13 protein-coding genes and 2 tRNA genes are annotated in these 11,510 nt (G+C 43.9%); 14 read left to right on the top strand and 1 reads right to left on the bottom strand.

The window, feature by feature from the left end; all coding sequences use genetic code 11:
* Positions 1 to 471 precede the first annotated feature (471 nt).
* The 13 genes from Q7J27_10210 to Q7J27_10150 all read left to right on the top strand — a co-directional run bounded on the left by Q7J27_10210 (position 472) and on the right by Q7J27_10150 (position 9,316).
* Positions 472 to 723, top strand: coding sequence for a DUF4258 domain-containing protein (locus Q7J27_10210; protein ID MDO9529516.1), 252 nt, complete (start codon positions 472 to 474; stop codon positions 721 to 723).
* A gap of 23 nt (positions 724 to 746) precedes the next feature.
* The gene (locus Q7J27_10205; protein MDO9529515.1) at positions 747 to 986 is read left to right on the top strand and encodes a DUF2283 domain-containing protein; all 240 of its coding nucleotides are present in this window, start codon (positions 747 to 749) and stop codon (positions 984 to 986) included.
* A 125-nt stretch (positions 987 to 1,111) separates the two neighbouring features.
* A complete protein-coding gene (gene argH / locus Q7J27_10200; GenBank protein MDO9529514.1) occupies positions 1,112 to 2,494 on the top strand; it encodes an argininosuccinate lyase in 1,383 nt (460 codons plus the stop codon).
* Between the two features lie 398 nt (positions 2,495 to 2,892).
* Positions 2,893 to 3,327 carry a hypothetical protein gene (locus Q7J27_10195; GenBank protein MDO9529513.1) on the top strand — a complete coding sequence of 145 codons (435 nt, stop codon included), beginning with the start codon at positions 2,893 to 2,895 and terminating at the stop codon, positions 3,325 to 3,327.
* Positions 3,328 to 3,515: 188 nt separating this feature from the next.
* A complete protein-coding gene (lysA, locus tag Q7J27_10190; protein MDO9529512.1) occupies positions 3,516 to 4,775 on the top strand; it encodes a diaminopimelate decarboxylase in 1,260 nt (419 codons plus the stop codon).
* A gap of 69 nt (positions 4,776 to 4,844) precedes the next feature.
* Positions 4,845 to 5,717, top strand: coding sequence for a 4-hydroxy-tetrahydrodipicolinate synthase (dapA, locus tag Q7J27_10185; protein ID MDO9529511.1), 873 nt, complete (start codon positions 4,845 to 4,847; stop codon positions 5,715 to 5,717).
* A 99-nt stretch (positions 5,718 to 5,816) separates the two neighbouring features.
* Positions 5,817 to 6,623: a 4-hydroxy-tetrahydrodipicolinate reductase gene (dapB, locus tag Q7J27_10180; GenBank protein ID MDO9529510.1), complete on the top strand. Its 807-nt coding sequence runs from the start codon at positions 5,817 to 5,819 to the stop codon at positions 6,621 to 6,623.
* A gap of 99 nt (positions 6,624 to 6,722) precedes the next feature.
* Positions 6,723 to 7,232, top strand: a complete 510-nt coding sequence (gene folK / locus Q7J27_10175) for a 2-amino-4-hydroxy-6-hydroxymethyldihydropteridine diphosphokinase (GenBank protein ID MDO9529509.1) — start codon at positions 6,723 to 6,725, stop codon at positions 7,230 to 7,232.
* A 218-nt stretch (positions 7,233 to 7,450) separates the two neighbouring features.
* Entirely contained in the window at positions 7,451 to 7,723 is a 273-nt protein-coding gene (locus tag Q7J27_10170) for a hypothetical protein (protein ID MDO9529508.1), read from the top strand.
* Positions 7,724 to 7,748: 25 nt separating this feature from the next.
* A complete protein-coding gene (gene fsa, locus Q7J27_10165) occupies positions 7,749 to 8,402 on the top strand; it encodes a fructose-6-phosphate aldolase (protein ID MDO9529507.1) in 654 nt (217 codons plus the stop codon).
* Between the two features lie 11 nt (positions 8,403 to 8,413).
* Complete coding sequence (gene pgsA, locus Q7J27_10160; GenBank protein MDO9529506.1) at positions 8,414 to 9,019, top strand: CDP-diacylglycerol--glycerol-3-phosphate 3-phosphatidyltransferase; 606 nt, start codon at positions 8,414 to 8,416, stop codon at positions 9,017 to 9,019.
* 85 nt (positions 9,020 to 9,104) lie between these two features.
* Positions 9,105 to 9,179, top strand: a tRNA-Gly gene (locus Q7J27_10155).
* Between the two features lie 61 nt (positions 9,180 to 9,240).
* Positions 9,241 to 9,316, top strand: a tRNA-Cys gene (locus Q7J27_10150).
* Positions 9,317 to 9,514: 198 nt separating this feature from the next.
* Here Q7J27_10150 and Q7J27_10145 read toward each other — a convergent pair.
* Positions 9,515 to 9,868, bottom strand: a complete 354-nt coding sequence (locus Q7J27_10145; protein ID MDO9529505.1) for an RNA-binding protein — start codon at positions 9,866 to 9,868, stop codon at positions 9,515 to 9,517.
* A gap of 302 nt (positions 9,869 to 10,170) precedes the next feature.
* On the opposite strand from Q7J27_10145, the gene Q7J27_10140 reads away from it, so the two are divergent.
* The coding region (locus tag Q7J27_10140; protein ID MDO9529504.1) for a CHAT domain-containing protein at positions 10,171 to 11,510 on the top strand (1,340 nt) is incomplete at its 3' end.

The raw sequence follows: 11,510 nt of genomic DNA, 5'->3' as shown, positions 1-11,510 counted from the left end.
TCCTATATATTTCGCCCAGTTTGTGCTCTTTTTCAATATTGAACACCAGTATTGAACAGGATAATCATTATATGGCCTGTTTTCGGGTTCCTCTACAATTTATTTACCAGCTGAATCTTAATTATTGAACAGGCTCAATTTATTGGTTTCGACAATTCACACCCCGTATTATGTTACAACAGATTACAGATACTATAGGCAATTCAAGGCACAATCGGAAAGGATTCGCAAGAAGTGTGGTATAAATGTTTTTGTCTTAACGCCTTCGGAATTTATGAATAATTACAAAGCTGGAGAGTATAATAATATTAGCAGGAAGTGAATGGGGCAAACTTACAATATACATTAATAAGAACCTGCCATAAGCATTAATCTGACGGGGAGAAGCCGGACACACATAGAATAAACGCCATGGCCCGTAGCATTAGGGCCTATATGGAAACATTGCGGAAGTTGGGAAAAAGATAAGTCATGACTATTCGTTTTCATCCTCATGCCCGTGAACGTATGGAAGAGCGCGGGGTTACCATAGACGAAGTGAAGGCTGCTATTGAAAAGGGTGAGCAATTTCCAGCTAAATTCGAGCGAATTGGTTTTCGACGTAATTTCTCATTTCATAAAAAATGGCGCGGTAAGTATTGCAGTACAAAACAGGTGGAAGCATACGCCGTACAAGAAGGTTCCAGTTGGTTAGTCATTACAGTTATTACACGCTATTTTTAATTTTTAGTTATGGAGGATAGGTTATGAAACTCAGTTATGACCCTCGGCACAACGTTGCTTATATTCGGTTTCGATCAAAAACCTCAGAAGTTGAACCCATCAAAATTAGTGATGAGCTGATCGTTGATATGGCTGCTGATGGGACTATTTATGGTATTGAGCTGTTAAACGCAAATGAGCAATTACAGCGTGAGGATAAAGGTAAACTTTTGGTCATCAATGAAGCAACCGGTGAGCAGGTTGATGTATTATTGTCTATTTGAGGAAGTCGCCATAACAATGGCAGGTCAGTACTCTCATAATGTATGGATTAATAACTGAAAAGGGTTGGAACTGATCTGCAGTCTGTGGTGATCTTTGCAGGTAGTTCAACCCTATGGAGTGTCAAATGTCAGGATCTGATGAAAAGCCTTGGGGAGGCAGGTTTAATCAGCCCACCCATAAACTGGTAGAGGAGTTTACCGCTTCCATCATGTTCGATAAACGTCTTTATCGATATGATATTGAAGGCAGTGTCGCTCACTGTAAGATGCTTGCCAGGCAGGGAATGATTTCTACTGAAGAAGAAAAGAAGATAATTGCAGGTCTGGAGGATATTCTGGATGATATTGAAGCTGGAAATTTCATGTGGACTTTGGATCTTGAAGATGTGCACATGGCTGTTGAAAAGGCGCTTATTGCACGTGTTGGAAAGGCGGGAGAGAAGCTCCACACCGGTAGAAGCAGAAATGATCAGGTGTCCCTCGATATGAGGCTTTACCTCAGGGATGAAGTTAACATGATACTCGGTTTGATTTCCTTGCTAAAGTCTTCTATCCTTGCCACAGCAAAGAACGAAATTGATACCATCTTGCCCGGTTACACTCACCTGCAGAAGGCGCAGCCGGTACTTTTGTCCTATTATCTCCTTGCTTACCGGGAAATGCTGGATCGGGATGAGATCAGACTGAAAGAGTGTTACAACAGGATAAATATTATGCCTCTCGGTTCCGCTGCCCTTGCTGGTACCGGTCTTCCGATTGACCGGGATTATGTGGCTGAACTATTGAAATTTCCAAAAATTACCGAAAACAGCATGGATGCTGTTTCGGATCGGGATTTTGTGGCCGAGTTTATCTTTGATGCATCTCTTTTAATGATGCATATGAGCCGCTTTTGTGAAGACCTTGTTATCTGGTCAAGCAGTGAGTTCGGTTTTGTAGAGATATCCGATTCCTTCGCCACGGGCAGCAGCATCATGCCCCAGAAGAAAAATCCGGATGTCGCCGAGCTGATAAGGGGGAAGACAGGTCGTGTCTATGGAAACCTGGTTTCCCTTCTGACCGTGATGAAGGGTCTTCCCATGTCGTACAACAGGGACATGCAGGAAGACAAGGAACCGCTCTTTGATACGGTCGATACGGTTAAAGGATGTCTCCAAATCCTGTCGGAGATGACCAAGAACCTGAAATTTAAGAAGGAGAGGATGCTGGAGGGGGCAGCCGGGGGATTTTCAACAGCTACAGACGTTGCCGACTATCTGGTGATGAAGGGCGTTCCTTTCAGGAAATCACACGGGATAGTGGGACGTATCGTGGGGTACTGTCTTGAAAATGACAAGGAACTGTCTGACCTGACCATTGAAGAATTCAGGAAATTCCATTCCAGTTTTGACAAGGATGTTTATGGATGTTTAACTGCGGAAGGTTCTGTCAGCTCAAAAAAAAGTTATGGCGGTACAGCAAGAGAAGTTGTTCTGAAGCGGATTGAAGAGATTGAAAAAGAGGCATGAAGCACGGTAATCAAGAGGTAAAGATTAAAAACAAGGATCATCTCCAAAATAGTTGGTAGGATCATAAGGATTCAAGGATTCAAGGGGTCAAGGGTTCGAGTGAAATGCTAAAGAATTATAAAGAGTTAAAAGTTTGGCAAAGATCCTATCAGCTTTGTTTAGAAATTTACAGAATAACAAAAGGATTTCCTAAAGAATAAAGATACGGCCTTACATCGCAAATAAGGAGGGCAGCAGTCTCTGTTTTTAGTAACATAGCAGAAGGATATGGAAGAAAAACAACCCCGAGCACTTGACCCCTTGAATCCTTGAATCCTCGAACCCTTTGCATCAACTAATCGGGAGAAGAACCAAAAACAATTATGTGGGGAGGGCGTTCGGTCATTAAAAATAATACTGTGAAAAATGTTTCATTGATAGCAGTCATCTTTTTCCTGACGGTATTCTATCTCGGTTGCGGGAAAAAGGGGAATCCTGTTCCGCCGGAAATCAAAATTCCGAAGGCGGTTAATGATCTCAGCGTCAAAATTGCCGAGGGGGAAATTGTTCTTGCCTGGAGCGTTCCGGAAAGTAACACTGATGTTGCCGAATTTAAGATATATAGAAGTGCACTGGAAGTAGAAGGTGACAGTTGTGTTGGCTGCCCGCGAGAATATTTACTTATTGCCGAGCTTTCCTCCGGGGATCCAAAACTGCTCAAGGAAGCAAAGGGGAAAATAAATTATCTTGATTCAAAGGTAAAGGCAGGATGGTTGTATTCTTATAAGATTGAGATATGTAATTCCGATGGGTATTGCAGTGGTGATTCAAACATTGCGGAAATTAAGTATTAGTGCAGTCGCAAAAAGTCTCAAAATGTGTCATTTGTCATGCTGAACTTGTTTCAGCATCTAAATATTTCAATAAGTTAGAGACCCTGAAATGAATTCAGGGTGACAAAAACTGACTTTTTACGAGTGCATCAAGTATTAGGCACAAAGGCACAGAGGCACAGAGAGACTTTATTCAGAATGGCTTAACTATGAATTACTTCAATTATGTGGACAATAAACTATGGTGTGAAGAAGTGCCGGTGGATGATATTGCCAGAGAGGTTGGCACACCATTTTATTTATACAGCCACGGGTCTATGACGCATCATTTTCGCGTCTTTGATACGGCCTTTGCTGATGTTCCCCATATCATCTGTTTTTCTGTCAAGTCCAATTCTAATATCGCTATACTGAAAATATTTGTGAATGAAGGCGGGGGAATGGACGTTGTTTCCGGGGGTGAGCTGTACCGCGCACTCAGGGCAGGCGCTGATCCGAATAAGGTAGTTTATTCCGGTGTTGGAAAGAGAGTGGATGAGATAGAGAGTGCCCTCAAAGCCGGAATACTGATGTTTAATGTTGAATCTTCCCAGGAACTTGAATTGATAAATGACTGTGCAGGGAGGATTGGTAAAAAAGCCGGGATCGCCTTACGAATAAATCCGGATATCGATCCGATGACACATCCTCATATAGCAACCGGCCTTAAGGAGAGTAAATTTGGAATAGATGTTGAAAAATCTCTGGACGAATACCGTAAGGCAAAGAGATTAGAGCATATTAATATTATAGGGGTGGATTGCCATATAGGTTCGCAGGTGACAGAGATTTCCCCCTTTTTGGATGCCGTTGACCGTTTAAAAAAGCTGATATGCCTTCTCAGGGAAGAGGATATTGATATAAAATATCTCGACCTCGGGGGCGGTCTCGGAATTACATACGACAATGAAACTCCCCCTGATCCCGAGGAGTATGCGAGGGCAGTCATCGATGCCTCGAATGAGATCGGGTGCACTTTCATACTTGAGCCCGGACGGGTGATTGTCGGCAATGCTGGGATACTGGTTTCCAAAGTGCTTTACACCAAGAGCAATGTTGATAAAAATTTTGTTATAGTCGATGCGGGAATGAACGATTTGATACGCCCCAGTCTCTATGATTCATATCATAACATTCAGCCTGTAATGTTGAGAGACAGGGAGAGTTTTCTTGCCGATGTTGTTGGGCCGATCTGTGAGTCGGGGGATTTTCTTGCAAGGGGGAGGATGCTCCCCAGGTTAAATAAAGAGGAGCTTATTGCGGTAATGAGTGCTGGTGCTTACGGTTTCACCATGGCATCGAACTATAATTCGAGACCTAAAATACCAGAGGTTCTTGTCAAGGATGATCGATATTATATTATAAGAGAAAGAGAAGAATATTCTGATCTGATCAAGGGGGAGGAGATACCGGAATTTTTGAGAGGATAAAAGTTAACCCTCTCTCCTTTAATGGAATTTTTACGAATAATGGAAAGAGTAGGATAGAAGGAGGAATTTATGTTTAAGGGCGCGATAGTGGCAATTGTCACACCTTTCAAGGATGGAAAGGTAGACGAGGAGTCATTGAGGGAACTTATCGAGTTCCAGATAGAGAATGGGACCGATGGCATAGTTCCATGCGGGACTACGGGTGAATCTGCTACACTGTCACATGAGGAACATGACAGGGTTATTGAAATCGCGGTAGAGGCGATCAACAAGAGAGTGCCTGTTATTGCCGGTACGGGATCCAACAGTACCAAAGAAGCTCTGAGACTGACACAACATGCCCACAAGGTGGGAGTGGATGGGGTATTGATGGTAACACCCTACTACAACAGGCCGACACAGGAAGGTCTGTACCAGCATTATAAAATGATAGCTGAAGAAGTTCCGATTCCTATTATTCTGTATAATGTTCCAAGCAGAACGGGAACCAATCTTTTACCGGAAACAGTCGGCAGGTTGTCCCGGATTAGTAATATTGTCGGAATAAAAGAGGCAACCGGATCACTTACTCAGGTGAGTGAAGTCATAGGTTGTTGCGGCGATGATTTTGCTGTTCTATCCGGTGATGATTTCACTGTTCTTCCACTCCTCGCCGTTGGAGGAAAGGGAGTCATTTCTGTAACTTCGAATGTGGCACCGGCTGATATGGCGGGCATGATTGATGCTTTTGAGGCCGGCGATTTGCTGCGGGCGAGAGAATTGCATTACAAGATGTTTCCCCTGATGAGCGCGCTCTTTTTTGAAACAAATCCTATTCCCGTAAAGGCGGCGCTTGCCATGATGGGGAAGATTGAATATGAACTGAGACTTCCCCTGCCGAAGATGTCCGATGCCAATTATGAAAGGTTGAGGAAGGTTGTGTCAGATTACGGACTGATTTGAAACAAGCGCTCAGCTAACAGCCGTCAGCTTTAGGTAATAACAGGGCAAAACATGCTGGTTGCTGTTTGCTGAGTATTTATGGTTTTGGGGAGATTGAGTATGGTCAGAGTGATCGTTGCGGGCGCTGCCGGCAGGATGGGGAGCAGGATAATAAGCTTCATTTCCGAAACTGAAGGAATAGATGTAGCCGGTGCCGTGGAAATGAAGGGTCACCCGTCTGTTGGTAAGGATGTCGGGGAGAGACTCGGTCTGGACAAAACCGGCGTAATAATAGAAGATGATATTCAAAAATGTGTCCGGAATGGGCATGTCATCATAGATTTTACGAATCATGAGACATCTCTTGTTCATCTTGGGATTGCGGCTGAAAATAATACAGCTATCGTGATTGGAAGCACAGGATTTACACCGGACGAGATGGGGAAGGTAAGAAAATTAGCTGAAAAAACAAGATGCGTTCTTGCTCCTAATATGAGTATTGGTGTGAATGTAATGTTTAAAGTGCTGGAAGATGTGGCCGGTATCCTGGGAGATGACTTTGATGTAGAGATAGTGGAAGCACATCATAACTTAAAAAAAGATGCACCCAGCGGGACGGCAGTGAAGATGGCCCAGATTATCGCCGCCTCCCTCGACCGTGATCTGGATCAGGTTGGTGTCTATGAAAGAAAAGGGATGATTGGAGCACGGACAAAAGATGAAATAGGCGTTCAAACTATAAGGGCCGGTGATATCGTTGGTGAACATACCGTTATTTTCGGCGGTATCGGCGAACGGCTGGAATTTATCCATAAAGCACACAGCCGGGACAACTTTGCCAAAGGTGCGATCAGGGCGGCGATGTGGATCGTAGATCAGAAAAACGGGCTTTACGATATGCAGGACGTGCTGGGGTTGAGGGATTAAGAGTTTCGAGTTCAAAGTTTAAAGTATGTAGGGTTGGGTTATCGAAGATCCGCCTCTGGTGGGAGGAACGAAACCGAACAAAACAAGGTGATAGAAAAGGTGTCTGACATTATCGGTTTTGTGGGTATAGGTTCCAATCTGGGTAATCCCATTGGTAATTGCCTTCGGGCTGTTGAACTGATCTCATCTCTCAATGAGGTGGAGGTTTTGCAGAGATCTTCTTTATACAGGACAGAGCCCGTCGGTTTTTCAGAACAATGTCCGTTCGTCAATTGTGTTATTGAAGCTAAAACAACTCTTTCTGCGCATTTTTTCTTGAAGAGTCTGCACCAGATTGAAGACGACATGGGTAGGGTAAGAACAGAAAAATGGGGGCCAAGAACAGTAGATCTGGACATTCTTCTTTATGGACAGAATACCATAGGTGATGAAACGCTGATAATACCTCACCCTGAGCTTCATAAAAGACGGTTTGTCCTCGTTCCGTTATGTGAGATTGCCCCTGATTTTGTTCACCCCGCCTTTGGAATTTCAGTAAAAGAATTACTGGACAGTCTTCAGGACAGAAGCGGAGTTGAACTAATTAACATGCAGTCGTCAGTAACATAAAAAAGCGGTATGATGTCGAATTTTTACTGAAAATGGTAATAGTGTCATGTCGGCGATACTCTGTCATTTCGAAGGAGTCTTCACGACTGGGAAATCTTAGATTTCTCCCTGGCCCAGACCTGGCTTGCATGGACAGCGGAATCACCCAAAGATGTCGCGCCAGGGCAGGCCCTGCGGTCGAAATGACATTTCTTGATTGATACGACAATAGGAGCAATATGTTTCTTCGTTTTATAGTTACCGCTGTAATTATTTATTTAGTATATCGACTGGCCAAAAGTCTTTTTCTTACTTCAACGAGACCGCCCGATAAGTTTCCTGAAGGAGTGGTGTCTATTGAAAAGGAAGATTTAGTGATGGATCCTTACTGCCATACTTATGTGCCGATAAGCGATGCTTACAGGGCATCTATAAATGGCAAGACGGTTTACTTCTGCAGTGAAGAATGTTTTAATAAATATAAGGCGGAGGGGAAAAGCTCCGGTCAATGATTGTGAGTAAATATGAGGAGGTTGCATGAAATTCTTTATAGACACTGCAAATATTGATGAAATTAAAGAAGGCATTAGTATGGGAATGGTCGACGGCGTGACTACCAACCCATCTCTGATAGCAAAGGAGAACAAAGCATTTGAGGTTGTTATTAAGGAGATTTTGTCGGTAGTCGAAGGCCCTGTGAGCCTGGAGGCAATCAGTTTAGATGCGGATGGAATTGTTGCCGAGGGGAGTAAGCTGGCAGAACTGGGTGATAATGTGGTTGTGAAGGTTCCGATGACTACTGAGGGATTGAAGGCAACCAAAAGGCTTTCCGATTCCGGGATTCGTGTCAATCAAACGCTTGTTTTTTCTCCTCTTCAGGCCCTGATGGCGGCCAAGGCAGGCGCCGCTTATGTGAGCCCGTTTGTGGGAAGGCTCGATGATATTTCCCATGATGGCATGGATCTTGTGGAACAGATAATGATTATTTTTAGCAATTATGATTTTGAAACCGAGGTTATTGTTGCCAGTGTTAGACATCCGCTGCATGTGCTCGAAGCGGCGATGATGGGAGCCGATATTGCGACTATTCCTTTCAAGGTGATAGCGCAGTTGTCAAATCATCCGCTTACCGACATAGGGATAGAAAGGTTCTTAGCCGACTGGGAAAAGGTGCCGGGAAAGAAGGGATAGTGTGATAGTCTATGATCACCGATTTTTTGAAAAAGTTATTTGATAAACTGCCTATAGGATCGGAAAATAAAGAGATACTTAATCTTCCTAACACCATAACATTGCTGAGGATTGGTGTTATACCCGTGCTGTTTTTGATACTCCTTTCCCCGGGCAGGACATTAAGCTTATTTATAGCAGCCATTTTTATTCTTGCAGCGCTAACGGACCTGGTGGATGGCTATATAGCCAGGAAATACGGGATCGTAACCAAGATGGGGAAGTTGTTAGATCCCGTGGCAGACAAGATAATTGTAAACACGGCTATGATATTGATGATATCCATAGGTTATATTCCGGCATGGATCGTGGCTTTAATTATCATACGTGATATTGTTGTTGACGGAATAAGAAATATTGCCTTGTCAGACGGTATTGTTATTGCTGCCAGTAAGCTGGGGAAGAGAAAAACTCTATCTCAAATTATCGCCGTATCAGCTCTTATAATTCATTATCCGCTGTTTGGGATTAATGCCCATCTCGTAGGTATGATCATCCTCTACGTTGCCCTCATTTTGACAATCTGGTCAGGCGTAGACTACTTTGTAAAATTTTACAGGGGAACAATTGAAGAGTAACATCGGGGAAAAAGGATTTAACATAAAAATTTTTATTGACAATATATTGATTTTAACATAATTTTCGACATACATGTAAATACGTGCGGGCGTAACTCAGCGGTAGAGTGCCACCTTGCCAAGGTGGACGTCGACGGTTCAATTCCGTTCGCCCGCTCCATACGAATAAAAATTAAGACGTTTGCGGGTTTTGCAAGCGTCTTAATTTTCAAAGGTTCAAAGGCGGCATAGCCAAGTGGCTAAGGCAGCGGTCTGCAAAACCGTTATTCACCGGTTCGAGTCCGGTTGCCGCCTCCAGAAATTAAAAGGGGTTAACCAAAATCGGTTAACCCCTTTTTCACCATTAGAGGGGAAAGCACTTTTCCCCCAAAGGGATTTTTTGCCTATTGACCGGGAGCGCACCCGCAAGCCCCGCCTTGTAGGCGGGGTAAGGGGCGCAATATAAAACAGGTGAAATTTTATATGATCATAGTTATATATGTTGAATGTCTATGATTAGAAACTACGGCCACCCTTTGGTCTTCCTCTGTCACCACCTTGTCCTCCTCTGCCACCACCTTGTCCTCCTCTGCCACCACCTTGTCCTCCTCTGCCACCGCGACTTTCGGTGCGAGGGCGAGCCTCATTCACGTTAAGCGCTCTTCCTTTTAGCTCTTTGCCATTTAGGCCTTCGATTGCAGACTGCCCTTCAGCTTTAGAGGCCATCTCCACGAATCCAAATCCTTTTGATTGACCACTATGCTTGTCTTTTATAATGGTAGCGGATTCAACCTGCCCGAATTGTTCTAAAGCCAGCCGTAAGTCCTCTTCGGTGACCTCGTACGACAAATTTCCTACATAGATCTTCATTCTAATCTCCTTTTGTAATAAATTATAAATTTTCACATCGCCTAACATATATAATACTGCCTGTTTGCAGTATTATATTACAGCACATATATTTTTATTTTGAAAATATGTAATAAATAAAGTAAGTCTAAGTCTACCAGACATATTGCATATTTCAATATAAAAATACTGTTTTAATGATTTACACTCATGTTCTTAATAAAGGTGGGAGGGCTGACATGCGTCTCTTTTTAACGATCTCCAAATTTTTTCTCCTAACCATTTTCATTTCCGCCTGCGCTACTCCCGGGGGAGGCCCGGATATGATGTGGAAAAGCCAGGTGGGGCAGTATGGGGATAATGTTCGGATGTTCGACCAGGGTGTAAAAACCTTTGAGCAGGCTGATGATATGCAGATTTACGCTGTCTGCGAAGCGTTGCTGGAAACCCGGGATTATGGGCGGCTCTTTCCCTGCCTGGACAATATGGACCGGCGAATAGAGCAAGGGACTTATTCCGTCTTTATGATGCCCACCGAGGGGATGGCGTTGATGTCAAAGCTTCTTCGTGCTCGGGGTTTGCTGGATCTGGGAGAGATTGAAAAGGCCCTGGCCCGGGCCTTGTCACTTAGAAAGAAAATAAAAGAATATTCACCACAAATTGCCGCCCTGGTTACCGTCAGCACCCCCACCCTCGATGAAATCCGCAAACAGCTTCCGGAAGGGGAAACCCTGGTGGAATATTTTGGTTCGGGTGACACATTCTTCGCCTTTATAGTAAACCATGATGGAGTACGTGGAGTAAAACTGGAAGTAAAAGAATTGAGACAGAAAATCGAAGTGTTTAGAAAGCATTTAATGGATACTGATTCCTACCAGTTCAAAGCTGACGCACAAGCTCTTTACGAAAAGCTGATCCAGCCTATAGAAGGAATGATTGGCTCAAAAAACCTGACAATCGTGCCGCATGGAGCGCTCCACTATTTACCCTTCAACGCACTTTATGAGAAAGACGGCTTTCTGATAGACCGTTACAGCATTCGTGTATTACCAAGTGCCAGCGTTATGACGTTCCTTAAAGATCGCCGTGAAGGTCACGCTGGTAATTTGCTTGCCTTTGGCAATCCTGATTTGGGTGATCCGACTTATGATTTGCCGGGCGCCCAAAATGAAGCGATTGCTATCACAAAAGACAAGCCCAAAACCAGGTTGCTCCTCCGCAAACAAGCCACGGAAACTGCTATAAAACACTTTGGAGATCAGTTCCGCTACATCCATTTTGCCACTCATGGGACATTTGATGCGGAAAAGCCCTTGTCATCCGGTCTGTTAATGTCCAGCGATAGTGAAAATGATGGTACGCTTACAGTAGGAGAGCTTTACGATCTGCGTTTGCCTGCCGATTTGGTAACACTCTCCGCTTGTGAAACCGCATTGGGCAAGGTGGCAAATGGAGACGACGTGGTGGGCTTTACCCGTGGCTTTCTTTACGCCGGTGTCAGTTCTATCGTCTCAAGCCTCTGGAAAGTTGATGATCAGGCCACCTCAATTTTGATGCAGCAGTTCTATAAGTCTTTAAAAGAAACTGACAAACGCAGTGCATTGCGCACAGCACAATTGAAGGTAAAAAATACCTATAATGCCCATCCATACTTCTGGGCAGC

This window comes from Syntrophales bacterium, assembly GCA_030655775.1.
In the GTDB taxonomy this organism is placed as follows: Bacteria; Desulfobacterota; Syntrophia; order Syntrophales; family JADFWA01; genus JAUSPI01.
This window is presented reverse-complemented; position numbering and strand designations above follow the sequence as displayed.

Coding starts and splice junctions, on each gene's coding strand:
- fsa (MDO9529507.1), top strand. CDS start 7,749: ATGAAATTCTTTATAGACACTGCAAATATTGATGAAATTAAAGAAGGC.
- Q7J27_10170 (MDO9529508.1), top strand. CDS start 7,451: ATGTTTCTTCGTTTTATAGTTACCGCTGTAATTATTTATTTAGTATAT.
- argH (MDO9529514.1), top strand. CDS start 1,112: ATGTCAGGATCTGATGAAAAGCCTTGGGGAGGCAGGTTTAATCAGCCC.
- lysA (MDO9529512.1), top strand. CDS start 3,516: ATGAATTACTTCAATTATGTGGACAATAAACTATGGTGTGAAGAAGTG.
- dapA (MDO9529511.1), top strand. CDS start 4,845: ATGTTTAAGGGCGCGATAGTGGCAATTGTCACACCTTTCAAGGATGGA.
- dapB (MDO9529510.1), top strand. CDS start 5,817: ATGGTCAGAGTGATCGTTGCGGGCGCTGCCGGCAGGATGGGGAGCAGG.
- Q7J27_10145 (MDO9529505.1), bottom strand. CDS start 9,868: ATGAAGATCTATGTAGGAAATTTGTCGTACGAGGTCACCGAAGAGGAC.
- Q7J27_10210 (MDO9529516.1), top strand. CDS start 472: ATGACTATTCGTTTTCATCCTCATGCCCGTGAACGTATGGAAGAGCGC.
- Q7J27_10205 (MDO9529515.1), top strand. CDS start 747: ATGAAACTCAGTTATGACCCTCGGCACAACGTTGCTTATATTCGGTTT.
- pgsA (MDO9529506.1), top strand. CDS start 8,414: ATGATCACCGATTTTTTGAAAAAGTTATTTGATAAACTGCCTATAGGA.